The following is a 25,332-nucleotide window of genomic DNA, read 5'->3' on the forward strand; positions in this document are numbered from 1 at the left end:
AGTAATCGTGTTTATTGATTTTATCAGAAAGGATTTTCAAAGTTGGTAAATCCTCAGGCATTTTCATTAACATTGTTAATTGTAGCTAACCTAAAGCAATAATATGATTTACAACTGTCACATTCACACCTTTAAAGATGCTGATATACCGCGGGGATTCCTGCCACTTGGTTTAGTGCGCATACTGTCTACCAAGCCCGGCTTTCGCGTGGTTTCAAGGATACTTAATAATATTAACCCGTTTTCGGATAACGATGCCTTTGATCGTTATGTGAAGTTTGTTGAGTTGGGCCGACTGGGCTCGCAGGAAGCCATTTATCACAACTGTCGTAAGTTTTATCCGAGGAACAGCCGGTTTGGCGTGTTAGCAATGGATATGGCCTACATGGGAGCAGGTAAGGTGCCAAGAGCCTATATGGACCAGTTACACGAGCTGGGTGAATTAAAACAAAAGCACCCTGAGGTGATTCCTTTTGTACATATCGATCCGCGACGCGATGGGTACATGGATATTCTTAAAAAATGTGTGGAGGAATGGGGTTTCAGAGGGCTGAAAGTGTATCCGCCATTGGGCTATTTCCCATATGATGAGCGCATGTATCCGGTGTATGAGTATTGTCAGCAACATAACCTGCCCATTGTGACCCACTGCAGCCCCTTCAATCCCGTTCATTTCAAGGGTAAAAAAAAGGAACTAAGGAAACTGTTGGAAAAGTCGCGTGATAAGATAGATACGCGGGGGATGAATCGCAAAGAGATGTGCTCCAGGTTTACGCATCCCTTAAACTGGGAATATGTGATGCAGGACTTCCCGGAGCTGAAAATTTGCTTAGGGCACTTTGGTTCGGCTCACTACTGGAGTGAATTTTTGGATAACCCGGATGGACCAGATAACTGGTTCTTGATTATTAAGGAGATGCTGGAGAAGCATCCTAACCTGTATTCCGATATTTCTTTTACGCTCAATAAAAAGGAGTTTTTCCCATTGCTGAAAGTGCTGCTGCAGGGTAAGCAACTGCGCTCAAAGGTATTGTTTGGCTCTGATTATTACATGGTAGAAACAGAAGCGACTGAACGACGATTTAGTCTCGATCTGCGTGCTTACCTGGGTGAAGATGATTTTATGACCATCGCCCGAACAAATCCTGAGCAGTTTTTCAGAACCCATCTTAATGACTAAAATGATCCTGTTATGAATATTGAAAAAGTGAAGAACTACAATGCACGGATGCTGGCAGTGTTGTCGACCATTCTTGTGCTATTAGGTGTCATAGCGATTGTTACAATAGCCAGTGTTTTTATTAGTGACTTATTACCAAGGCAGCGAGTGGATAATAATACGCTCGTAGCAGATGATAAGGCTGAGCAGCTGGTTGCCAATAACCTGCGAAAACACCTCGTGTCGTTTGATGCACCGCATCTCGTTGATACGGCAGCATTACTTTACATTATCCCGGTTAAAACAAAACAGCTGAGTCGCCCCGAGGATATTGGAGAAGGAGTAATGAACATGTATGAAGAGGAGGGAAGCTTCAGGAGTTCTAAATGGGGAAAAAGAACCTACTATTATGATGCTTTTAATAACCTGCTGGTGTATGACGGGCAAGCTGATACAACTCATAAAATATTGGATGAAAGAGTTGTTGGTACTGATTTGACCTATAATTACATGGAAAAGGATGTGCTGTTAATCTTTAATATTGTGGACAGTGATACTAATAATGACGGTGAAATCTCAGAAGAAGATTTATCGACCCTGCATATCTATTCGGTAGGTAATCAGAAACTGATGCCATTGCCTGTGAGTTCGACAACAGTACTTAACTATGAGCGAGTGCCGGATAAACACCAGTTAATGGTTACCTTGGGTGTTGATCGTAATAATGACGGGCGTTTTGACTATAAGAACGAGCCAACGACAATAGTCTGTTTTGATTGGGAACACAATCGGGTTAATACCATTATCTCCGAAGAGTTAAAAAGCGAGTTGCAGCAAATAATTGACAGGGCAAGTAATTAGCCGTTTGACTTTAAGCTGTTATTTGGCTATGTTGCGGGCATGGATTTGTCTTCAGCACAGCAGGCTACGGTAGAAGTATTTTCAGGCACTTTATGGGAGGCTGAAATGATACGCACATTATTGATGGATGCACAGATAGCCCATTTTCTAAAGAATTCAACGCTTAACGACTTTATGTATGACCCGATAGGTGCAGAAGGGGTTAAAGTGATGGTGCTGGAGAACGAAGTAGAACAGGCAAAGAAGATTATTGACAACTATTTACAAAACCTAAATAAGTGATTTATGAATACAATGGTATTATTAGCCGGCGTCATTGCCGGCTTGGCAACATTGGGACATTTTACAGCCGGCACAAAAATGTATTTAAAGCCTTTTAAGGCATGTGATCTGGATGTTGTGCCAAAGAATGTGATTTTGTCGGTATTTCATTATGTGTCAGTCTATCAGATTTTGTCTTCGCTGTTGCTGATAATGGTGGGAGTTAATTTCGAAAACTGTATGTATGACCCTACCATGGTACTTAATTTTATCGGCATGAATTATGCCTTTTTTGCCTTGGTTCAAATCATTATTGCTTTAACATCCTCGGTTCAGGGAGGCTTATTTAAGATGTTCCAATGGGTATTCTGGGTGTTAATAGCACTCTTTATTTTCCTGCGATAATAGATAACAACAGGCCGCTCAAGGGTTGAAGAGCGGCCTGTCTGGAAAATCAAGTTTAACTGATTAAAAGGGTATTTTACGATACAACCTTATTGGCGGTCACCCACTCGTTGTAGGCTCCATCATATACTTTCACATTTGTATAACCCAATTTGGTTGTCATTATAGTATACAGCAAACCGGCACGCGTGCTGGTCTGGCAATACAGAATCACTTCCTTGTCCTTTGTAACGCCTTTGGAAGCAAACAGCTTGTTTAAATCTTCAGCTGATTTAATAAGGCCTTTGTCATCGCGCATCAAATCAGAGTTGATGCTGATGGCTCCTTCAATGTGGCCTTTGCTTTTTGGATCGGTACCATTAAAATAGTTATCAGCGCGGGCATCAACCAAAATAACGTTGCTTTTAGCTTTTTGGGCCTTAACATCATCCATAGTCAGGTAAGTCGAACGGTCCACATTAGCTGTTACGGTTGTTTTCTTTGGCATTTTGGGCATGCGGGTAACCGGCTTGCGGGCTGCTTTCCAGGCATCCAGATTGCCATCAAGCAGTTTTACATTGCTTGCACCCATCATTTTCATGATCCAGTACATACGGCCGGCATTGCTGCCTTTGTTGCAGTACAATACAATTTCTTTGCTGAAATCAACACCATGAGCGCCCATTACCTTCGCTATTTCAGCATCACTTTTCAGGATACCTTCAATGGGTGTTTTGGTCGATAGCTCCTCAACAGGGAAACTGACAGCGTTACGAATATGTACTTGCTTGTATTCGGCTTCTTTGCGTGCATCAAAAATCTGCACTTTAGAATCATTGATTTTACCCGCTAGTTCTTTAACCGAAATAAAATCGCCTTGTGCAACAGCTCCTATGGTGTATATAACAAGGGCAGCTACTAAACTTAGTCTCTTCATCTCTTTGTTGTTTATCGATTAAAATTTCACTTGTAATTGTACATACAAGCCATCGTTATTGCCTTCAACCGGCTCCTCGGCACGATAGAGGTAATTGACCTGAAGACGTGTCCAATCGTTGAAAAAGTAGTTGGCACCAAAGGTCATGATGTCCTCGCGATAGTCGTTAATACCAGCATCAAAAAACTCGTATTTAAAGACTGGTTCAACATTCCATTTGGTCATGTACATGGCTTGCACGTATGCACCTTTACGCTCATCGCCAAGGGCGATCAGTTCGCCACCGCAACCACCGCCCAGTGAGCGATCGTATTCGCCTTCGTCAACAATGTATTCACCCATTGCTCTGAACGGACCATAATTGAATTCGGCCTCCAAGGCATAAGATGTGCGCTTATCATCGTCATTGGTTGGATAACCCAAACGATAACTACCACCTACGTATAAGAAATCAAGCGGATGAAATACGGCACGCGCGATGATGTCTTTTGAATTGTTATTGTCCTTCTTCAGGCCGGCACCATTCATATAGGCCAGGCGATACTGAAAGAACGTGCTGCGGTCACCACCCAGCACCATTATACCTAAGTCGCGCTGTGGCACCACCAGCTGATCAACTGCCCGAGAGCGGAAAATGGTATTAATACCACTACAGGCTGTACCACCCAAATCCATACTAAAAGGATTTTTGAATGAACCCATGGAGATTTTCGCCCAGTCCCATCGGCCATAAGTAATAAAAGCATCCAACAGATAGGCGCTTCCGTTACTGCTAAGCATCGGGCTCATTTCCATTACCACATAATAGGAGAAGTCGTAGGGAATGTTACCGGTTGCACCCAGTCGTGCTCTTCTAAAGCTGAAGGAGCTGGTTGTTTCGTCGGTAAACTGCTGGTCGTATTCGGCCTGTAAGAAGCCAAATACTTTCAATGCTTCATCGCTTCCGGCTGCTTCTTCGCAGCCCTGTGCCAACAAATTAGCGGGCAACAGCAGACAGGAAGCTAAGATGAGTAGAATAATATTTTTAGTCATGATCATATAATTAAGATGGGAAAAAGAAGCCGCTTCGAGGAGCGGCTTTATTTCGGATTACTGCTCAAGTGGTAAATTCTTAGGATTTGAATCGCCTCTCCACTGATTGGCTGTCCAGGCATCACTTGAGTTAGATAATTTATTCATACCAAACTTCAGGCTGTAGGCATCATAACCCAGTACGCGCAGGTATGCAGTAATAACTGCTGATGTTTGACCGGTGTAGCAATAGGTAACCACCTTCTTTGAAGGATCAAGATTAGTTACAGCTGCTTCCTCCGTTGAGCTGGGGCTCACTAATAAAGGATTCATTCGGTAAGCTCCATCTACATGCCCGAAAGCACTGTAGTCAGTTGTATTAAAGTAGTTGTTGATAAAGAATCCGCTAGGACTTTCCAAAACATCAGTCGCTTCAACACCTTTGAAGCCTTGAGAAACGATATATTCAACACGTTCTTTAAGAATTCCTTCACCTTCGATAGCTGTTGTTGGGAAAACGGGCGCGTCATATACTCCTAATGTAGGTTCGCTGGCATTAAACGTCCAGTTTGAGTGCCCGTCACTGATATCTGCGATGGCGTTATCCCAAGGAGCGGCAGTTGTTTCGTTCCAACCAGACATACCCCATTTTAAGGCCTGTGCATCGTGGTAACCATATAATCGTAATAATGAAGTTGCATAGCAAGCCGTTTGGCCAGTATAACATACCACTAATATTGGCTTATCCGCTTTGGCAGCTTCAGTCAGGATGTTTTTAAAATCAGGTACATTAACCGCATTGGCGATATGACCTGCATTAAAAGCATCAGTACTTCTGATATCAATAACATATTTGCTGCTCACATTACCATCAGCCGGAGCCGCCATGACAAATTTTTGCCCATCACTGTTTTTAATAACATGGTTCAGATCCATATCAATCTCCACCAGGTAGTCCATTAATGTTTCAGAAGGATTAGTGCTTGTGGTAGGATCATTGTCGTCCTTACATCCGGTAAAAACTACTGCGCTGATAGCCAGCATCAAAAAGAAATAACGAAATAGATTTTTCATAACTTAAAGGATTTAATAATTAAAGAATCGTATGTATTTACATTATTGTTAGAATCAGTATTTAGCAGCCACCGCCATCATCATGTTTGGCAGGTCCACCGGCCAGCATTTCCAGGTTCTTATCGCAGAAATCGGGGTAGGTGAGTTCCCAGTTTTTCCAACCTCCTTCAAGCACATAGACTTTGTTATAGCCCATCTGCATCAGCGTTTGTGCAGCTAAAGTGGAGCGCTTACCTTTTTTACAGTAGAGGATAAGCATCTCATCTTTTTGTGGTACATATAAGCCTTCTGTTTCCCAAAACGCTTCGGTGCCAATATTGAACTCCATGCTGCCGCGAGGAATATTAACAGCGCCCGGAATGAAGCCATGGTAATGCTCGTTGCTTTGGCGTACGTCGATGACTGAAAATATCTCTTCAGACTCCATCGTTTTCATTAAATCGGCGGGTGTGGTGTAAGTCACCACTTTAGAGGCTGATGCCACCATGTCGTCAACACTCAGGTTGCCCGTTTGTGTTTGGCAGCTCATTAAGGCAGCCAGGCACGAGATGTATACAAATAATCTTTTCATAGTTGTTAGTTTGTAGCAGTTTCAGTTTCTTCTTCAAGCTCTTCATAGCCTGTTATCATGGCCTGAAGGTTGGAAGTAATCGTATGTCCTGTTGTGATGAGGTAAAAGTGCGCCAATACAAAGGCGACCAGTAGAAAGGCGCCCAGTGTGTGCAACACTGCAATGGCCTCCAGTCCTTCAAAAGCAAATGGTTTATCAGGATAATGAAAGAACAGGTAAGAGAATCCGGTAATCAATTGCACCGGAAACACCAGGATAATCAAACCAAAATAGATGATACGCTGAAGCGGATTGAGTTTGCTATCAGCAGTCTTCTTCACCGGATGAGGTTCTTTCTTGAAAATACCCGATATGTAATACATTATCTGGGATTTGATATTGTTGCGCACAGGCACAAACTGACGACTCTGGCCGGTTACCAGCATCCAGAAGATGGCAAAGATAGTTAGTATCAGAAAGGCCCATCCGGCAGCCGAATGCAGGCGCACCGATGTTTCAAAACCGAATGCCTCAAACGTGCCGTGGATTTCAAACCCGGTGATGATTAATAGTAGGATGAGCATCATTTGTGTCCAGTGCCAAAAGCGCTCAAAGCGGCTGTATATTTTTACTTTTTCCATAGTTATCGGTTTTTGAAATAGGCAACAATGCGCCCAAAGAAGTGTGCTACAATACCAATCAGGGTCATGAAGATGAGGCCAAAGCCTGCGTAATCAACTGTTTTATTGTAATCACGACCTGGTAAGTAAAAATCATTGAGTTGCGCCAGACGGCCATCGCGGCTGTGGCATTCGGTACAGCTAAGTGTTTCCTCTTTAGGCGACACCATGTGGTTGATGGGCCAATACACTTCTGAGGCGATAAAATCATAGTTGCCACTGTAAGGGCGATCGTTATACTCCATACCCAGGCGTGCCGCTGTATCCCAGTCAAAATCCTTCCAGAAGGCTCCTTCGCCTTTTTCAGCTGCCCATAGCTTCAGGCTAATGAGTGTGTTGTTCTCGGTATCGTAGATTTGTTTGCCGCGGTGCACTTTCACCGGCCATATCTTGGCGGTTGAATCGCGGTATTCACCAAACAGGCTGTTGATTTTAACTGGTACTTCCGAAATGGTGTCAGTAGACAGGTAATGATCAACCGTACCGTTGAACCAGTAGTATTCAGGCTTTACATGATCGTCCCACACAAAATTACCTTTGATGGATAGGTAGTTGTGGTTGCCATCAGCATCATCTTCCGAGTAGCCATTGCCATGTTCGTCGGTTAGCCCGGCCGATGACCAGTCCCAATAGAGCTTGGTAGCATTGGCTTTGGCATAGATGGGTATATGGCAGGTCTGGCAGGCAACCTTTTCAAAATGGTTGTCTAATACCTTGTCATTATGCGGGGTGGTTGTGTGGCATTGGTCGCAATGTATACGGTTTGTATTGGCCGATGAAACCGAATATAATTTGCCCATGATGTTATGGCGTTCGGTTGTATGGCAATCAATACAGGCCATATCAGGGCCGTCCATAGCCATGTGCACATCCACTTCTTTTGTGCACGATAACAGAGCTTCTTCCAGGTCGCCATGCTTCACATTGTTACCACCACCTCCATAGAAGTGGCAGATGCCACAGTTATTTTTCTTTGGCAAACCAACGTTCTGAGCTACGTAAGGATAATCGGGCACCTGATATGCTGAGTTGGCTGTTTCGGCAGTTGCCGGCATACCACCTTGCCCTTTTTGTTTAAAATACGTGTCAGTCTGATCATGACACACTAAACAATCAATGTTGCGGTTGTCGGCAAAATCAAAACTTTTATCTTTCCAGCCTAAGCCAATGTGGCAACGCATGCAGGAGCCATTATTGCCATTGGCACCTGTACAGAAGTTATTTAACAGGTTCTTTTTACCTACCGAAACAACTCCGCGGCCGGGAATTTCCTCTTCGCGCTCCCATTTCCAGTGTGCAGTGGACATGATTTCTTCATCGCGGCCTGTGTGACACGATAAGCATGCAGCTGTAACATCATGCGGTGTTTCAAAATCCTGCTGAAGGATTTCAAATTGCGAATGGTCTACCGATGAAATGTGTTCGGCCTTAAGCTTAACATCCACTACATCAGGGGTGCCCTTATGGGCAGCTACCTTTAAGGTTAACAGCAATACGGCAAGCGGGAGCAGCAAACTTACCAATAAAGCCATCACTGATTTCGAGAATTGATTTTTCATATAAATTGGATTTGAAGCAAAATTAGCTTTGAAGAATTTTTTCTCTATATAAAAGCATCTGCAACAAAACGTGGATCAAATAGTAACTTCTGGCAGCTTTAAGTGATCCAAATCAAGGAAAAGTATGATGCGTTACGGCCAAAAGCTTGTAACAAAACGTATGTATATATGTATAATTGCAAAGATGAATATGTATAATTAGATTGTAGTGACGGTTGTGGTTGATTATAAGTAGGTTTAACATGAGTAATGTCATGATGGGAATAACCATGTTTTACGTATATTTACCTAACCCTTAAAAGCTAAAGAAATGCCAAAATCAGTTGTTTATAACGGATGTTCAGTGGGAGAGAATCCACTATGTTGTTTTGATAATTTGACAGATGATGAAATTGCATTTGTTGAAAAGAATAGTGTTGAGGTGGAGTATAAGCGTGGTGAAACAATATGCAAGCAAGGAGCTTTTGCCTCGCACATAATGGTGATGAAAGAAGGATTGGCCAAGATTTACCTGGAAAATGGCAATGACTCATTGATTCTGAAAATACTACCTGCAATTAATATTATTGGTTTACCCGCTTTATTTGATGGGAATAACACCTTCCCGTATAGTGCTCAAACCTATATGGATTCTACGGTTAAGCTCATTGAAATAGGAGCATTCAAAAGCTTAATAGAAAATAATGCACAGTTTGCAGTACAGATTATAAGCCTGCTGGCCGAGAATTCTGTCATTATCAATGGCCGTTTCTTTTGTTTAACCAAGAAGCAAACCTATGGTCGTTTGGCTGATGTGTTACTATGCCTGGCACAACGTATTTATAAGCAGGATAAGTTCCCGTTGCAACTTACCCGTAAGGATTTATCTGAACTGGCCAGTATGTCTATTGAAAGCACCACACGCATCTTAACTAAGTTTAAAGAGGAAGGACTGATAGCTATTCATTGCAATGAGATAGAGATACTCGATCCAGATAAGTTGCTTGAAATTAGTGCGATTGGCTGATTTGTTGTTCAATAATGGCGTTAACGACAGCATAAATATAGACAGCTATTAATTTGGCTGTTCGGTTATCCGCATCAAAGCGGGGCGATACTTCTGCAAAATCAATGCTGCACACTTTACCGGTTTTTACAATGCTCTTAATAAGCTGCAGAACTAAATCTGGATCCAGTCCAAAGGGCTGTACGGCAGATACGCCTGGTGCATGAGCTGCCGAAAGCACATCGGTACATAGTGTCAGATAAACGGAATCTTTATCGTGCAGGTAATAGTGTATTTGCTCATCTACCTGAGGAATATGGGCAGCAGTTATCTCTTTGGCCAGAATGTATCTGGCGCCCATTTCATCGGCTTTAGCGAACAAACTTTGTGTGTTGGCATAGGTTTGAGGTCCTACACATAAGTAATTAAATGGCTGGTAGAGCTGAGAACAGATAGCATGAATCTGGTTAAACATAGTGCCCGATGAACCTTTATCCTGCACAGGTCTTAAGTCGAGGTGAGCATCAAAATTAACAATGGCAGGAGCCGCTCCCTTTGATTGAAGTATCCCATTGAAATGACCAAGCGCTATCTCATGACCACCTCCCAGTAATATAGGAAAATAGCCATGTTCCAAAATCAGCTTTACCGCCTTGGCTAATGCTTCCTGGGCTTCTTCCAGGTGGCCGTCTGTGCAGGTAATGTTACCAGCATCATATAGGTTGGCGTGGGGATGGCAGTTGGCCGGCCAGTTGGCTATTTCCTTACGGATGCTGGCTGGTCCTTTGGCCGCACCCGGTCGTCCCATGTTACGCTTAACCCCTTCGTCGCAACAGAAGCCTAAGAAACAGATGTTTATCGCCGAGCTATCGGCTTTTACTGGTTGGTTGAGGTTCAATAGATGGACAATCTGGTGCCATCTAAAAGCACTGGGGTCACTAATACTATCTATTCGTCCCTGCCAGGCTGTTGGCTGCTGGTATCTGTTATGCATGGTTCATATTTTGATGCAAAGATGCCGGATAATACTGACAGAACTTCTGATTTGCATCAATTGAGCGATAGAAATAAAAAAAGGCCACATGGGCCTTTTCTCGCTATTAAAATTCGCTTATAACATCGCTACCAGTTGATGATGTTATAAACAATATCAATTTCGTGGTCGTAAAATGGTGCTGGTTTGAGCGAATAGCTATCATATATATAGTCCGGATCATGATAGTTGCATGAACAGTCAGGATATCTGAATCCGGGCCACCCATTTTGCGGACTTAGTATAAATGTGTGCGAATCGTATGAATTCCAGTAAATAGTGATTTTGAATATTTGCTCATCCATGCAGGGTTGGTAGATGTAGCCACGCGCACCTGCAGCATTTACTTCAGCCCTGTCAAAGGGTACTACGTACTCATTTACTATTACCTTACCTGCCAAAAGGTCGATGGGGCGGTTATTTCTATCCCTTATAAAAACCTGCACTTCTCTTTCGTCGTGCACGTTTTGCTCAATCTTCACCTTCACCTTTAGCAAGTGCGGGTCTGTTATTTCCATATCGCTCAAAACCGATTTTGAGCAGCTGGTTGAAATGATGGCTATCAGTATTAGTATATATTTCGCTTTCATAACTTGTGGATTAATGGTTATACAAGTTACAGCTTCTGTTTTCGGGCCCTGATAACATTCTCACTGTGTACTGATATGACAGATGACTTATCTTTCACACGTAATAAAAAATGAGGCTGCGAGTGTAACTATCAAGTTGATAGAGTTTTGCGATTGTTAATTGTGCTCATTTTGGACGAGATGGGATGTTGAAGCTGCCCGTTTAAATGGCATTAATGGGTGAAGGGGAGCTGATTAGTGGCCGTTGCCGGGAACAAAACGGTTGATGGTGCTGAGCAGATCATCATAGCCAATTGGCTTGGCAATATAATCATCACATCCGGCTTCGCGCGATTTCTCTTTTTCCTCCGACATGGCATAGGCCGTTTGTGCAATAACCGGTACTTTTTTGCTGAGGCTTTTAATTTGGCGGGTAGCCGTATAGCCATCCATCAATGGCATTTTAATATCCATCAGAACCAAATCAATACCATCAATGCGCTTAAATACATCCACTGCTTCCTGACCGTCGCGAGCCCATATCAGGCTGGCATTTGATAAGGCTAAGGCAACTTCAATATACCTGAAGTTATCTTCTTCATCTTCTGCTACTAAGAATGTTTTGCCTTCCCAGTTAAATTCTCTGACAGGCTCTTTGCTTTCTTCCTTGAAATTCTCAGGAATAGCCAGTCGGTGATAAGGTAATGTAAAGAAGAAGGTGGTGCCCACCAATGGTTCTGATTCTACCCACACTTCGCCACCCATTAGCGTAACAAGGTGTTTCACAATGGATAGACCAATGCCGGTGCCACCATATAAACGCTCTTTGTCATCGTTAAATTTAGAAAAACGGTCAAAGATTTCATTCTCTTTACCTTTGGGCAGTCCAATGCCAGTATCTTTCACATAAAACCTCAGGAACTGGTCATCCTCTTGCGTGTAGCCAAATTCAATAAATCCTCTTTCGGTGAATTTAACAGCATTGCCAACCAGGTTAATCAGAATCTGCTTCAGACGGTGTTCATCCGTTAGTATGCGGATGTTTTCATCGCTTACTCCTTCTTTCAGATACAGCTTCAGGTTGAATAATCCACGACGTTTGATGTCATCTAAAAATGATTCATATACCTGCATCATCACATGGTGCAGCTTACAAGGAGCATTTTTAATCTGAAGTTGTCCGCTGTCAATCTTTGAGATATCAATAATATCCTCCACCAGCGTCAACAGGTTTTTACCGTTGATGCGTATAAGGTTGATAAACTCTTCTTTCTCCGTTGTGCTTATGTCGGGGTGAGACAATAAATTTGAGAAGCCCAGAATGGCATTCATCGGCGTTCGTATCTCATGCGACATGTTGGAAAGAAACGAAGTTTTCAGATGATCACTTTCTTCAGCCTTGCGTTTGGCCAGGGTGAGATCCTCATGCTCACGCCTTAAAAGTCTTCTGTAGCGAGTTTCTTTCTCCAGGTTAAATATCAGACCATTTAGCAGGCTTACAAGGGGAAGAAGCGTTACTAAAATAATCACAAGGAAGATAATGGATGTTTTGATGTATGCTTTAAGAGGTATAGATGCTTCAAAAGGTACGTTGAGTATGTTGGAATAGAGCACCATGGCAATGGCTGCAATAGTGATGCCTATGGTAATTACCGACATCCAGGCACGTTTTTGTCCTACCAGTATACCTGAAAGCAAAGCGTAGGAAATAAAGAACGCGTACCCTAAAGATGAATTATTGGATTCGAGTAGTGAGTATACCCCAATGAGATAAATGAGGAATAATATCCAGGAGACTCTGAACTTTAGAGGCAGGCTCCTGACCGTTGTTGCGAATACAGCTGAGAAGAATACAAATGATGAAAAGATAGCATAGGCAAACTTGGCATCTTTAATAAATGAAAGTCCCAGGTACAAGTATACCACCAATCCGATGAACAGAACCCCTATGGAGAAATAATGAAAAATCCGTTCCCGCCAATAGAGCAGTCCGTCACCCGAACGTAAGTTGGTAGGTCCTAACCTCCTACGTATAAATACATCTAACTTCCTGTATAACCTTGCCCCAGTAACTCTTCCCATAGTTCGTTTAAGGCATTATAATGTGTGCAATATCAACGGTTTTGTTTTGGAATTCTGGTTAAAGTTAAATAATTATAGCAGTTAATCTATTTATTTTATTGAATTTTTACGAAGGATTTATTAACCGATGAAAAGTGGTGATAAACACTATCTGAAGCTTGATTACACCAGCAGGATTAAGCGATGCTTAAAACAGGTGCTTACCTTCGGGGCAGTTGGTGCACATGTCAATGCTATTGCGCTGGCTAAATATCTGTTGCTTAAATGACAGGCTCTTGTCGCCATACCATAACTCATCAATGGAATGTTTGTTAACGTTGCCAAAAGCATGTTCGGCGTCTTTATCATAACAGCAGGGCGATAAACGACCATCCCAGGTGATGGTGGTCGAATGCCATTGTCGCCAGCACCTGTTTTGAACAGGGGTTTTCAGGAAGCGGCCCAGTTCATCAGAGTATCGGCTGTACCTGGCATTCAGGGGTGGACGCATCGTGCCAAAGCTATTGAACTGGGCGGTTTTAACTTCCAGTTTATCCACACTTAAACGCCGTGCCAGTCTTTTAATTTGGGGCAGCTCATGTTCGTTGTGTCTAAATACCAAAAACTGCATCACAATTAATGGATAGGCTGAGCGTGCCCGCTTTTTGGCTCTCACCACATCAATAATACTCTGCTTAACCCGGTTAAAACTGCCACCAACGCGGTATAAACCATAGCTTTCCTGGCTGGTGCCATCCACCGAAAATATAATGCGGGTCAATCCTGATTGCACCAGTTGATCGGCCAGTGACGGATTCATGTAATGGCCATTGGTGGAAGTAGAGGTATAGAGCCTGTAGCGGGCAGCTTCCTTAACCATGGCTCCAAAATCAGGATGCATCAATGGCTCGCCCTGGATATAAAGATTGAGATACAACAGTTCAGGCGTCAGCTGTTTCAGCATGTTTGAGAAGTCTGAGAGCTGAATCATACCCCTTGGACGCTTAAGTAAGTTGGCGCCGGTAGGGCACTCCGGACATTTTAGGTTGCAGATACTGGTTGGCTCAATAGCACAGGCCATCGGTTTACCTGTTATTTGAACGGTATGACCATAGTGAGCACGCAGATAGGAATAAACCAAGCGAAAAGCATTTAACTGGCGCCGCAGAGTGAGAACTCTTATAAGCGCCCAGGCCTCTAATATAAATGCTTTTAGTGTCATGCTAATTATCCAGTTCTAATAGTTCAAATACTTCTGACCAGCGAGGGGTAAGTATTATCTCGGTACGTCTGTTTTTTTGCAGGGCGGCAGCATCATTTCCTTCAATGAGTGGAATATACTTGCTGCGTCCGGCTGCAGTGATGCGACGAGGGTTTATTTCACTATCGTCCAGTAGTATTCTCACTACTGAAGTGGCCCGCTTTACACTTAAATCCCAATTGTCTTTTAGTTCACCCCGTCCATTGTAAGGAACATGGTCGGTGTGCCCTTCCACCAATATATCAATGTCTTCATTTTGCTCCAGAACGCGGGCAATTTTTTCCAGCGCTATTGCCCCTTGCTGGTTCAACTCATACCTACCTGATTGAAACAGTAGTTTTTCCTCAAGTGATACATATACTTTTCCATCTTTCATATGTACCTGCAGCTCATCGCCCGAGAAGCCTGTCAGGGCATCACTAATGGTTTGTTTTAGTGAGCGCATGGCGTCATCTTTTCTGGTTAACATTTCTTCCAGTTCAATGAGTCGTTTGTTTTGCTCTTGCAACTGCAATTGTGCAGCAGACAATTCAGCGTTGGCCTGTTCCAGTTTCTGCTGTTTTTTCAATAAGGCCTGCTCCGATGCCACTAGCTCATCTTCTCTTTTTTGCAGATCATCCTGCAGCTTTTGCAGATAGGCCAGCAGGTTCTTATTATCCATATTACTGCCAGAGTTGGTCTTCAGCTTATTAAGTAACTCGGTGTAATTCTGATAAAGCTCATCGTAACGTTGCTGCAGACGTTGGTTTTTGCGACTCAGGCGCAAGGTGTCATCACTCAGAGAGGCCACTTTTGCTGTGTATCGTTCGAGTTGTCCTGCTAATTCGCGGTTTTCTACTTTGAGTGCATCATTTTCTTTAGCTGCCTGTGAGGCACTCACTTCCAGTTGTTCATTCTCCTCAGTCAGTTCTTCAAACTGTTTTAATGGTACACAAGCCAGCATCAATAGCGCGGCTAAACAAGTAAAGGCAATTCTGATCATCTTGATAAGGTTGTTTTCCATTCAAAGATTGAAAAAAAAGCTGAAAGGTCAATAGGTGTGAGCTGTCAATAGAATAATAATATACACGCAAAGGTCACCGTGTAATCAACTAGCTAATGGCTTGTGGTTTATGGGGGTTCTAAAGTGCTCTGATTGGCGGGGGTAATGAAATTTTTATATATATGCGCTTATAACCCCATTCTTATTATCTTTGCCCTGTTAAATACACTTAGGATACAATTGGAATCAGCTCACGAAGTTAAGAATATGAATGAAGGCCCAAGCCGCTTGTTGGATGCGATTGATTCACCTGCTGACCTGAAGCAGGTTGAAGCAGATAAATTGCCGCAAGTATGTGATGAATTAAGAGAGTTTATTATAGATGCGCTTTCGTGTAATCCAGGGCATTTTGGTGCCAGCCTGGGGGTGGTTGAGCTAACGGTGGCCTTGCATTATGTTTTTAATACGCCCGAAGATAAGATTATCTGGGATGTGGGACATCAGGCCTATGGGCATAAGATACTCACCGGCAGACGTGACGTGTTTCATACCAATCGCAAATTTAAAGGCATTAGCGGATTTCCAAATGTATTTGAGAGTGAGTTCGATGCCTTTGGCGTGGGGCACTCTTCCACTTCTATTTCGGCTGGTATAGGAATGGCTACTGCAGCCGCAATGGATAATGATAGCGACAAGCATGTGGTGGCTGTGATTGGCGATGGTGCCATGACAGCAGGCATGGCTTTTGAAGGCTTGAATAACATGTCAACCTTAAAGTCTAACATGCTGGTCATCTTGAATGACAACAACATGGCGATTGATCCGGCTGTTGGCGGTTTTAGCGAATACCTGGTGGATATTGCCACTTCACAAACGTATAATAAGTTTCGCTCCGAAGCATTTAAGATGCTTGAGAAGATGAAGCTGACCGGGCCGCGCTCGAAGGAAATGATTACTAAGCTGAATAATTCGCTTAAGAATCTGTTGACCAAGCAAACCAATATTTTCGAAGGCTTAAATATCAGGTACTTTGGTCCTGTTGATGGCCACGATGTGGGGCATCTGCATCGCGTATTGAGTGATTTGAAAGATATACCCGGACCGAAGGTGCTGCACGTGATCACCAAAAAAGGGAAAGGATTTAAGTTTGCCGAAGAAAACCAGACAGCCTGGCACGCCGTAGGCGATAAGTTTGATAAGATAACCGGACAAACCATTGCCGCCAAATCAACAGTGCCAAAACCACCCAAGTTTCAGGATGTATTTGGTCATACCATAGTGGAGCTGGCCGAAGCCAATGAGAAGATTGTAGGTATTACACCTGCTATGCCTACCGGCTGTAGCCTTAATATTATGATGGAGAAGATGCCCGACAGAGCTTTTGATGTGGGTATTGCCGAGCAACATGCGGTGACCTTTTCAGCCGGACTGGCTATTGAAGGGTATACGCCATTTTGCAACATCTACTCATCGTTTATGCAGCGTGCCTATGATCAGGTGATTCATGATGTGGCCTTGCAAAACCTGAATGTGGTATTCTGCCTCGATAGGGGAGGGTTAGTGGGAGCCGATGGTGCTACTCACCATGGGGCCTATGATTTGTCTTATATGCGTGGTATACCCAACCTGGTTGTTTCGTCGCCAATGGATGAGGAGGAGCTACGTAACCTGATGTATACTGCTCAGTTGCCCAACCAGGGGCCTTTTTCCATTCGTTACCCACGCGGTAATGGTTCATTGATTGATTGGCAGCGCCCCATGCAGGCGATTAAAGTAGGAACAGGGCGTAAGCTGAAGGATGGTAAGGATTTGGCCATAGTCACCATTGGTCCGATAGGTGTTAAAACCAGTCAGGTGATTCAAAAACTGGAGCAGGATGGTCGCACTACAATAGCGCATTACGATATACGTTTTGTTAAACCTCTAGATGAGGCACTGCTGCACGATGTGTTTAAGCATCATGACAAGGTGATAACCATTGAAGATGGAACAGTCATCGGAGGCATGGGTAGTGCCGTGTTGGAGTTTATGGCAGACCACGGCTATTGTGCCAGAGTGAAGCGCCTGGGCATACCAGATAAATACATTGAGCATGGCACACAGACCGAACTCTATGGTGTATGTGGTTTCGACAAGGAAGGCATAGAAAAGGCTATTCAAGAGATGCTGGCGTGGTAAACCAGCTATATATAGCATAAGCAACGGTGTCCTCCAGACTGTGATTTGACCTTAGGATTGTCGCACATTAGTAACCTGAGTTTGACGTAAAATTTTGAACTCAGGTTAGTAGTATTTGTCAATGCCTCCAAAGCCTTTAATCAATTTGTTTTCTGTTGTTTTGGCAATGAAATTGTGTAAACGCTTCTCAAACTCTTCCGGCCTTTTTCTGGCATTTTCGATATAGGCAATTCTGATGCGTTTATATGGTTCCGAAAAGTTCTGGTAATTCTCCCAGGTAACTTTTTTCGTTTTTAACTCCCGCAGTATGTCCTCTGGAAAAGTGAACTCCTGTTGAATGACTTTTAAAACGTCATCCTTAATTGAATCGTGAATCATGTTGTTTTCAAAAAGCCACCTCAGGCGTTCAATATTTGGCTGTGAAAAACCTGAGTTTCTTCTTCTTTTACAAAACCGTTGAATGGAGGTCTCTTCATTGAGTGATTTAAGGGTGCTGTCGATCCACCCAAAACATAACGCTTCTTCAACGGCATCATTATACAAGATGCGTTTTCTACCTGTCCTTTTTAAAGGATATTCCAGCCAGATTTCATCTTCAGTTTCAAAATGAGCCTGGAGCCAATTTCTCCAATCTTTCCTGTTCGTAAAATATTTAGTTGTTATTTCACTCATCTCATAAGTTGCTGGCATTGGCCTTGTGTATACTGGATTCAGGTATTTTAAGCGTACTGACTTTCCATGTGAGCGGAGCTAATATTTGTTTTAGGTTTTCCTTTTCATAGCTGAAAGTCCAACTAATATTAACACAACGATTAAGACTATAAAAAATACACTTGTCGAGATACTTTTTAAAATTGAAAATAGATTTGTCATACTTACCGCATCGTGTGTTATGTCCGGATAGCTATATAACATTGTAATTATTCCAATATTCTCTAAATAATCTGAAATACCTGCAAATACAGGGATTAGGCATAAATACAGAAATGGCGTCTTTAGTTTATTTAGTTTTTTTAAGAAATACCCTAGAAGTATACAGTAGGAGAGAGCGAAGAGGAATGGGTAAATCAAATCCACAGGTATTTGACGGGTAAGGTATAACCTACGCCCATTTTCTCCAAGAGAACTGAATAATTCACTAACATAATTCAAATCATACCCCGCAGGCATCATATCCAACAGTTTCATTCCATCAGAAAACGCCATTGTTTTAGGAATAGTAACAGTCAGCATGAAGACATATACGACATTGGTTAGAATAAAAAAACCTAAAACCTTTTTTCCAGAAGTGTTCTTTTCTATAAATGCAGTGAATAGCTTCATTTAGTTCGTTTTAGATGAGTGCAATTGATGTATGGCATAACAACCTAACTATTGGCAATGCTATGTTAAGAGTATGTTTTTGATACCCCAAGATACAAAATATCTGATCCCGCTATTCTATAAACAGGCGGTTTTTAGACAGTCTGACGGACGCGGCTATGAAGCGTAAGTGATTTTTAGCCGTACTCACTCTCGAACTTCACGGAGCCAAAGCGTTGTATTTGTTTTTATCTTTTAATTTCAAAAGCCAAATCGATTTGGCGCTGACCGCCGAAGCTACGAACCAACCAAAACGAGTCGATTCACTTATGCTTTATTAGCCATTGTTAGGCAATGTTTTTTATTTATTTTTTCGTTCAATCATATATGTCAAGAAACAGTCTGCATTTATTTTTCTAACAAGGTTAAATTTGTCCTTATTATGAATTGCAAAATGATACTTTTTGTCGTCTAAATATATAGTCGTTCCTTTAATTAAATATTTCCCTGATTTGTCCGAATTTAAAATATATGTTTGATTAACGAATTCTATTTTGCCATCTTCCTTTTTAAGTAATTCTGAAGTCAGGTCGATATTTTCATTTGCATCAGGATTGTCTGTTGTCACTGTTGTGCCTCTATATTCTATATTCCATGTGCCTACAATTATATCCTTGAGTTTAATATCTGTCGTTTGACTTTTTATATTAATCAATGTGACAAACAGAAGTATAAGTGTTACTGTTTTCTTTTCCATAATTGTTGGGTTCATATTTAATTTGTTGCACTAGGTTATTGACTTTTCAATTGCTTAGATAAATATTGCCTAACGATTTTATAAGCGTATGGCGTTTATTTCTTCTTTACGCATGCTAAAGGTGCGCAATACATGCCATTTAGGCAAGTATTGTGCACCTTTATATGTTAAGCATTCAGAAAGTGTGTGCATTGCATACTAATCGAATTATTAAAATTGTTAGCATTTGTATCTGATACCGCCAGTTGCAGTTACTGTCAATACATGAAAAAGCCCGGGAGCGTCGGCAATCAACCTGTTGCGCCTCTCGGGTTTAATCCAGCATACTGCTTTAGTTTTAATAATGCTCACAGAAAAATCTGTGGCCTCGCACAGGAAAATCTGTAGCCCCGCACAGAAAAGTCTGTGGCCCCGCACAGAAAAGTCTGTGGCTCCGCACAGAAAAGTCTGTGGAGTAAAAGCATTTTATTGAACGCTCAATATGCTATCCAGCTGCTCTGTTCTTGGCTCTTTCAGCAGTATCGAACCATTGGTGCCTTGCGTCACCACCTGCAATTCATAGTCGCCGGGAGCCAATGCAGGCACCATCACTATCAGCTCTTTGTTTTTATTGCTGATGATTAGATTTTGCTACTGCGTTTTTGCTTGCGCCCATTGGTTGGCCGCATGATGTTGTAGCAGGTTTGCGTTGAGGTTGTCCGTCCGATAGGACTGACAATTGAGGCGGGAATCTGCCCACCCTAAACCGTACGGACTCTGCTTTGCATTATTGCGGCTTGTTAGGCCTCGTATTTTAATTTTGATTATTCTTTTGCCATTCTAGAAATGGAGTCGGGTCATTACCTATAAACTGAAAGGTCCCGATAAACTCAGAATCAAAAACATTTGAATATTTCTGATAGTCATTTTCATTATCTGCTGAGAAAGTAAGGACAATGAATGTCATTTCTGTTTCTAAGTAGACTACCTCTTCTTTAAATCTGTCATGTAAGTTTGTGTATGAGAGTGCAATTGCTCCAATAATTGGTGGGGTATGCCCAATTTCGAACTTAGAAATCTTTGCATTCGGGTATTTTTCCTTAAATGCTTCAATATCTCCATCAACAAAAGCGTTTAAAGAATCCTGGGGATTTCCTTTATCAATTCCATTTGCAAACATATAACTCTTTACTGACTTACTTTTGTCATCAATACAGTAAAAGAAGTTTGTTAGTCCAATTGTGCTAGCTGCCTCTTTATCGTTTATCCAGTTTGTCGGTGTCTCAACTGTAAATAAATGATGGTCGCCATATATAACATTGATTCCCTTTTGTTGAGAATTAGCATACACTATACTCATGAGAAGGAATATGGTAATTAATGTGTAATATTTCATGTTTGTATTTTTATATGAGGCCTAACTTGTTTATAACGTGCACTGCATGTTATTTCAAATATAGAGAAAGTTGAGTGCAATTATCCATTCCTATATGGAATTATCCTTGAGCTATTATGGTTAAGTAAGTGGTTCGCTCATCGTGTAAGTAATCTTGTCCCGGTGCCATAACTACTATCTCCGGTCGGTGCTATGCCTTTTCCGGTGGAGCAAGTAGAAACTTGCAATGAGTTGAAGAATATTTTTTCGGGCTTTGGCAGCTCTGTAATGACCCGAGAAAAATTTTTTCTGGTTAATAATGACACAAGCGTTAGTTGTATCTGATGTTTGGTGAAGCCTCTATAGTTTGCTCTGCTTATGCGGGAGTTTGAATTGATTTTTTTTTAAAATGATATGGTGGTTGTGACCTGTCTGTCTGCTAATCGTTTAGGTTGCTTTTGATGATTTTTCAACGAAAAAAGTACCCATCGGGGCGCAACCCACAGCCAATAATTACATCATACTACTACCCATCTGGAAAAAATCAACAGATCCGATTTTTTTAATATTAAAAGCGATTAAGATGAAATTTTTGCATGCAGGAATGATGGCAGCGCTTGTTGCTATGTTAATGGTTAGTTGTAGCAGTGATGATGCTATTAAAGTGGAAGATCCCTTTGCGGGCATTGTGGTAATGGCTGAAACGGCCAACTACGATGGCGAAACCATTGTATCGGTTGATGGCGTTATTTACCAGATAGTAGAAAATGTGGCTGTTGATAAAGAAATAATGGCCGACTATGCGTGGTACGTCATGGAGTATGTGCCAACACCCGAGGTGGGCGAAGGTATTAATGTGCGACTGACAGACATTAACTACACGCAGGTAGAAGAAGTGATTGATGCAGATATGGTGGACCTGACTGATTCGGGCGTAGAACTGCAAGCCGTTGTGGTGGAAGGAAGCGTATTAAGCCTCAACTTAAACTATGTGGGAGGCGACAAGGTGCAACTGAATCAGCTGGCTTATAATGCCGATGCTTTTGAGGCTAATACCGAAGAGTTGGTGTTGATGCTTGTACACGATTCGCAAAAGGATAAAGCCACATCGGAACTGAGCTATGTAGCTGAGTTTGATTTAAGCAGCATTGAGCAGGAAGTGACTGGTGCTAAACTCATTATCAATTACATCAACCAGGCTGGCGAAGAAGTGGCATTTGACACCGAAATTATTCTTTAGTAGAGTAGTTTGTTATCCAATATACTGAAGAGGGCAGCTCATTGGGGCTGTCTTTTTTTTGTATAAAAAAGCCCGCCTGTTGGCGAGCTTAGCTATTGTTATTAATTCTGGCGATAGGCACTAACCAGTAGTTTGCAGTCATTTACTTCCTTCATGCCTGTTTGTTCATCTTTTTCAACCAGGGTCACACGTCCGGCACTGACGCCCATTCTGGCATCCTGGCGCAGGAAATAGTGTTGACCGGCCTCAACGTTCAGTTCTACCACCTTTGAGCTTTCAGGGGTGTAACTCATAAACGAGTAGGTGCCGGGTTCCAGCTCCCAGCGAAAGAAGGTGGCAGGACCGGTACCCCCTGCATCTATGCCATTTATCTTAACTTGTATCTGTCCGGCAGCGCCTACGACTCTGCCTGTTCGATACACATAAACGATGCCTTTCTCTGGGTGTTTTTCAAACTGCTTAGCCTCATTGCTATGCTCAACAGGCGCTTTGGATGTGCCTGCACATCCAATTAATAAGGGAATAACAGCCAAGGCAAATATTAATTTTTTCATGACTCACTCTTTACAATTTTTTATGGTACAAATATGCCACCTGTACTGTTGAGAAATTATCCTTAATAACTATTTCATTACTCCTGATGGCTCAAAATGAATGATGTAAAAGCAAGTATTGCAGAATACCTGCAATACTTGCTTGCTTATCATTATAGCTAGTCTGTTAATGTTATTGTTACCCGGTCTATCACACCTGTATAAGGAAATGGGTTGCCTTGGTAGTCTGGGTCCACCTGAGCGCCGGTGTCAATACCTACATCAAACGTTTCGGCCAGTGAATAGGTAGAGATGTGTGTTGTAGGGAAATATACCTCGTCCTGTTTTTCACCATTAATGTATAGTGCACCAGTACCTGGCCATGGCATAATGGTGCCGGGTTTTAATTTTTCGCGGTCGAGCTCAAAGGTGAATTTAATATCCACTTCTCCCTTTGGCAGTGGCTTTGACACCAGGTGGTGGTGTTCACCATCAAGGAAATTATAGTTATAGTGTACTTTCCCACCTTTGATGTACATGGTATAACCACCTGTCATTCCACCGCAGGCAACTATAACGCCTTCTTCGCCACCCTTTAAATCAAGTGTTGTTTCAATATTGTGCGAACGACCTTTCACCGGGGCAGATGCTTTCTCAGCTATTCGCACGGCACCCGGTGCATAATAGGTGAATTCCTTTTTATCGCCAAAGAGCACATAGTTAACTTTGTTAAGGCGCGCCAGCATATCGTCATACATCGGATACACATTGTTGTCCCAGGCCTCCTGTTCAAATACTTTTTTCAGTTCCTCCAGTTTCTCAGGATATTCATCGGCCAGGTTATTGCTTTCTGAGAAATCTTCGGCCACATGATACAGTTCCCACACATCATCTTCGAATGGTTGTACGACATTTACATCCCATGGCATCCGGTTGGCGTGTAAGGTAACCGCTTTCCAGCCGTCTTTCCAGATAGCCCTGTTGCCAAACATTTCGTAGTATTGCTGTTTTTTGGCATTGGGAGCAGTAGGGTTATCAAAGCAATAGTTCATTGGTATACCTGTGAATGCCTGCTGTTCAATGCCATGATATTCTTTTGGCAACTCAAAGTTACAGGCATCCATTATGGTTGGTGCAATATCGGTTATGTGATGGTACTGACTCCGTATCTCACCTTGTGCTTTAAAGCCGGCAGGCCAATGTACGACCAGGGCATCGTGCTGGCCACCGCGGTGTTCCGACTGCTTAAAATAGGGGAAAGGCGTATTACCGGCCATGGCCCATCCTGCATGATAATGCGGATAGCTATCCCACTGGCCCCAATTATCGTAGTGGCGCAGGTTGGCTTCAAATGGGGTTTGCATACCATTTAAAACATAGGTTTCATTGAAAGTACCTGTGAGGCCTCCTTCTCCTGAAGCGCCGTTATCGGCTGTTACAAATATCAAGGTATTATCAAGTTCGCCAATGCGTTTAAGTGTTTTTAAAACCCGGCCAATTTGATGATCAACATGTTCCATTTGTGCCGCAAATACTTCCATTTGTCTGGCATACATCTTTTTTTCATCAGCTGAAAGCGTTTCCCAGGCAGGTATTTCTTTAATACGGGCCGACAGGTTAGTGTTTTCTGGTACGATGCCTAGTGCCTTTTGATTGGCTAATATCATTTCGCGAGCCTTATCCCAGCCCATATCAAACTTACCTTTGTATTTGGCAATGTAATCGTCTATTGCATGATGAGGCGAGTGCATGGATCCGGAAGCCCATAGCATCATAAATGGTAATTCGTCGTCCAACGATTTGTGGCCTGTGATCCATTGGATAGCTCTGTCAGCCAGATCTTTGTCGAGGTGCTCCGATTTCCGGTAAGGTTCGGGGTGGTGATCGTCCCACATAACCGGTATAAACTGGTGCACATCGGCAGCCATAAAGGTGTAGGCATGGGCAAAGCCTTCGTCACTTGGCCAGCGGTGATGTGGCCCGATTTGTGATACTTCGTACAAGGGGGTATGATCCCATTTGCCCAGGGCATAATTGACGTAGCCTTCTTCCTGCAGATAGTTAGCAACTGATTTGGCCGAAGGTGGTACAATGGCATTGTAACCAGGAAAACCCATGGCAGTTAAAGCATGCGAACCTAATCCTATTTTATGCGGATTACGTCCTGCCATCAGGCTTGCTCGTGATGGGGAGCATAAGGCAGTTGTGTGGAAGTTGTTAAATCGCAGCCCATTATCTGCCAGATAATCAATATTCGGTGTTTCAATCAGGCCACCAAATGAACCTACCTGTGCAAATCCTACATCATCAAGCAGAAATATTATCACGTTAGGAGAGTTTTTCGGGGGGCGTTTCTTCTCTGGCCACCACTCCTGGGAGTCTTCATAGCTTTGCGCTATCTTTCCTTTAAACTCCTGGCCATACTTTTCAAAACTATCATCCGTGTTTTGGGTGTCTGACGGTGGCTGTGTGCAAGCTAACAAAAAGCAGATGCATAGCGCACTTAATCCAATTGTGTTTCTCATAGTGTTATGTCTTGAATGTTGATTTGTTTAAGATGTTTGATGAATTACCTATTGATTGTGACATAGTAAGTTATGG

Annotated in this window: 25 protein-coding genes; 7 read left to right on the top strand and 18 right to left on the bottom strand. The window is 42.6% G+C overall.

Annotated elements, in window-relative coordinates:
* The first annotated feature begins 103 nt into the window (after nucleotides 1-103).
* From KEM09_RS00560 to KEM09_RS00575, 4 genes are read left to right on the top strand one after another with little or no spacing between them, the layout of a single operon-like run.
* Complete coding sequence (locus KEM09_RS00560; RefSeq protein WP_212223747.1) at nucleotides 104-1,180, top strand: amidohydrolase family protein; 1,077 nt, start codon at nucleotides 104-106, stop codon at nucleotides 1,178-1,180.
* Between the two features lie 12 nt (nucleotides 1,181-1,192).
* Nucleotides 1,193-2,020 carry a hypothetical protein gene (locus KEM09_RS00565; protein ID WP_212223749.1) on the top strand — a complete coding sequence of 276 codons (828 nt, stop codon included), beginning with the start codon at nucleotides 1,193-1,195 and terminating at the stop codon, nucleotides 2,018-2,020.
* A 39-nt stretch (nucleotides 2,021-2,059) separates the two neighbouring features.
* Nucleotides 2,060-2,302, top strand: coding sequence for a DUF2007-related protein (locus KEM09_RS00570; protein ID WP_212223751.1), 243 nt, complete (start codon nucleotides 2,060-2,062; stop codon nucleotides 2,300-2,302).
* A gap of 3 nt (nucleotides 2,303-2,305) precedes the next feature.
* Nucleotides 2,306-2,686: a hypothetical protein gene (locus KEM09_RS00575; RefSeq protein ID WP_212223759.1), complete on the top strand. Its 381-nt coding sequence runs from the start codon at nucleotides 2,306-2,308 to the stop codon at nucleotides 2,684-2,686.
* Between the two features lie 76 nt (nucleotides 2,687-2,762).
* Here KEM09_RS00575 and KEM09_RS00580 read toward each other — a convergent pair whose 3' ends face one another.
* The 6 genes from KEM09_RS00580 to KEM09_RS00605 form a co-directional block, all read right to left on the bottom strand.
* The gene (locus KEM09_RS00580) at nucleotides 2,763-3,602 is read right to left on the bottom strand and encodes a sulfurtransferase (RefSeq protein WP_212223761.1); all 840 of its coding nucleotides are present in this window, start codon (nucleotides 3,600-3,602) and stop codon (nucleotides 2,763-2,765) included.
* 18 nt (nucleotides 3,603-3,620) lie between these two features.
* The gene (locus tag KEM09_RS00585) at nucleotides 3,621-4,634 is read right to left on the bottom strand and encodes a porin (protein WP_212223763.1); all 1,014 of its coding nucleotides are present in this window, start codon (nucleotides 4,632-4,634) and stop codon (nucleotides 3,621-3,623) included.
* Between the two features lie 57 nt (nucleotides 4,635-4,691).
* Entirely contained in the window at nucleotides 4,692-5,687 is a 996-nt protein-coding gene (locus KEM09_RS00590) for a rhodanese-like domain-containing protein (RefSeq protein WP_212223765.1), read from the bottom strand.
* 61 nt (nucleotides 5,688-5,748) lie between these two features.
* Nucleotides 5,749-6,258, bottom strand: a complete 510-nt coding sequence (locus KEM09_RS00595) for a rhodanese-like domain-containing protein (RefSeq protein ID WP_212223767.1) — start codon at nucleotides 6,256-6,258, stop codon at nucleotides 5,749-5,751.
* A 5-nt stretch (nucleotides 6,259-6,263) separates the two neighbouring features.
* The gene (locus KEM09_RS00600; RefSeq protein WP_212223769.1) at nucleotides 6,264-6,878 is read right to left on the bottom strand and encodes a cytochrome b/b6 domain-containing protein; all 615 of its coding nucleotides are present in this window, start codon (nucleotides 6,876-6,878) and stop codon (nucleotides 6,264-6,266) included.
* Nucleotides 6,879-6,880: 2 nt separating this feature from the next.
* Nucleotides 6,881-8,476: a tetrathionate reductase family octaheme c-type cytochrome gene (locus KEM09_RS00605; protein ID WP_244824728.1), complete on the bottom strand. Its 1,596-nt coding sequence runs from the start codon at nucleotides 8,474-8,476 to the stop codon at nucleotides 6,881-6,883.
* Between the two features lie 310 nt (nucleotides 8,477-8,786).
* On the opposite strand from KEM09_RS00605, the gene KEM09_RS00610 reads away from it, so the two are divergent.
* Nucleotides 8,787-9,482: a Crp/Fnr family transcriptional regulator gene (locus KEM09_RS00610; RefSeq protein ID WP_212223777.1), complete on the top strand. Its 696-nt coding sequence runs from the start codon at nucleotides 8,787-8,789 to the stop codon at nucleotides 9,480-9,482.
* On the opposite strand, the gene hutG is transcribed toward KEM09_RS00610, so the two are convergent.
* From hutG to KEM09_RS00635, 5 genes are all read right to left on the bottom strand, one after another.
* A complete protein-coding gene (hutG, locus tag KEM09_RS00615; protein ID WP_212223779.1) occupies nucleotides 9,466-10,455 on the bottom strand; it encodes a formimidoylglutamase in 990 nt (329 codons plus the stop codon). The two genes, KEM09_RS00610 and hutG, sit on opposite strands and share 17 nt — an antisense overlap.
* 128 nt (nucleotides 10,456-10,583) lie before the next feature.
* On the bottom strand, nucleotides 10,584-11,084 hold the full coding sequence (locus KEM09_RS00620) for a hypothetical protein (protein ID WP_212223787.1): 501 nt from the start codon (nucleotides 11,082-11,084) through the stop codon (nucleotides 10,584-10,586).
* A gap of 234 nt (nucleotides 11,085-11,318) precedes the next feature.
* Entirely contained in the window at nucleotides 11,319-13,145 is a 1,827-nt protein-coding gene (locus KEM09_RS00625; RefSeq protein ID WP_212223789.1) for an ATP-binding protein, read from the bottom strand.
* A 187-nt stretch (nucleotides 13,146-13,332) separates the two neighbouring features.
* Nucleotides 13,333-14,346 carry a radical SAM/SPASM domain-containing protein gene (locus KEM09_RS00630; protein WP_212223792.1) on the bottom strand — a complete coding sequence of 338 codons (1,014 nt, stop codon included), beginning with the start codon at nucleotides 14,344-14,346 and terminating at the stop codon, nucleotides 13,333-13,335.
* 1 nt (nucleotide 14,347) lies between these two features.
* Nucleotides 14,348-15,367: an OmpA/MotB family protein gene (locus tag KEM09_RS00635; protein ID WP_212223794.1), complete on the bottom strand. Its 1,020-nt coding sequence runs from the start codon at nucleotides 15,365-15,367 to the stop codon at nucleotides 14,348-14,350.
* Between the two features lie 165 nt (nucleotides 15,368-15,532).
* On the opposite strand from KEM09_RS00635, the gene dxs reads away from it, so the two are divergent.
* The gene (dxs, locus tag KEM09_RS00640; protein WP_244824729.1) at nucleotides 15,533-17,545 is read left to right on the top strand and encodes a 1-deoxy-D-xylulose-5-phosphate synthase; all 2,013 of its coding nucleotides are present in this window, start codon (nucleotides 15,533-15,535) and stop codon (nucleotides 17,543-17,545) included.
* 105 nt (nucleotides 17,546-17,650) lie between these two features.
* Here the strand turns inward: dxs and KEM09_RS00645 are convergent, their stop codons facing one another.
* From KEM09_RS00645 to KEM09_RS00665, 5 genes are all read right to left on the bottom strand, one after another.
* Nucleotides 17,651-18,235, bottom strand: coding sequence for a YdeI/OmpD-associated family protein (locus KEM09_RS00645; RefSeq protein WP_244824730.1), 585 nt, complete (start codon nucleotides 18,233-18,235; stop codon nucleotides 17,651-17,653).
* Nucleotides 18,236-18,307: 72 nt separating this feature from the next.
* Nucleotides 18,308-18,868 (bottom strand): hypothetical protein, encoded by a 561-nt coding sequence (locus tag KEM09_RS00650; RefSeq protein WP_212223796.1) that lies wholly within the window; start codon nucleotides 18,866-18,868, stop codon nucleotides 18,308-18,310.
* Between the two features lie 340 nt (nucleotides 18,869-19,208).
* On the bottom strand, nucleotides 19,209-19,604 hold the full coding sequence (locus tag KEM09_RS00655) for a hypothetical protein (protein ID WP_212223798.1): 396 nt from the start codon (nucleotides 19,602-19,604) through the stop codon (nucleotides 19,209-19,211).
* A 465-nt stretch (nucleotides 19,605-20,069) separates the two neighbouring features.
* Nucleotides 20,070-20,225 (bottom strand): DUF4469 domain-containing protein, encoded by a 156-nt coding sequence (locus tag KEM09_RS00660; RefSeq protein WP_342343994.1) that lies wholly within the window; start codon nucleotides 20,223-20,225, stop codon nucleotides 20,070-20,072.
* 172 nt (nucleotides 20,226-20,397) lie between these two features.
* A complete protein-coding gene (locus tag KEM09_RS00665; protein WP_212223802.1) occupies nucleotides 20,398-20,979 on the bottom strand; it encodes a hypothetical protein in 582 nt (193 codons plus the stop codon).
* Nucleotides 20,980-21,541: 562 nt separating this feature from the next.
* Here KEM09_RS00665 and KEM09_RS00670 point away from each other — a divergent pair.
* On the top strand, nucleotides 21,542-22,198 hold the full coding sequence (locus KEM09_RS00670) for a hypothetical protein (protein ID WP_212223804.1): 657 nt from the start codon (nucleotides 21,542-21,544) through the stop codon (nucleotides 22,196-22,198).
* A 101-nt stretch (nucleotides 22,199-22,299) separates the two neighbouring features.
* On the opposite strand, the gene KEM09_RS00675 is transcribed toward KEM09_RS00670, so the two are convergent.
* Both KEM09_RS00675 and KEM09_RS00680 read right to left on the bottom strand, forming a co-directional pair.
* Nucleotides 22,300-22,752, bottom strand: coding sequence for a DUF2846 domain-containing protein (locus tag KEM09_RS00675; RefSeq protein ID WP_212223806.1), 453 nt, complete (start codon nucleotides 22,750-22,752; stop codon nucleotides 22,300-22,302).
* Between the two features lie 158 nt (nucleotides 22,753-22,910).
* A complete protein-coding gene (locus tag KEM09_RS00680) occupies nucleotides 22,911-25,256 on the bottom strand; it encodes an arylsulfatase (RefSeq protein WP_212223808.1) in 2,346 nt (781 codons plus the stop codon).
* Nucleotides 25,257-25,332 lie beyond the last annotated feature (76 nt).

Source organism: Carboxylicivirga mesophila (assembly GCF_018271975.1).
Taxonomy (GTDB): Bacteria; Bacteroidota; Bacteroidia; order Bacteroidales; family Marinilabiliaceae; genus Carboxylicivirga; species Carboxylicivirga mesophila.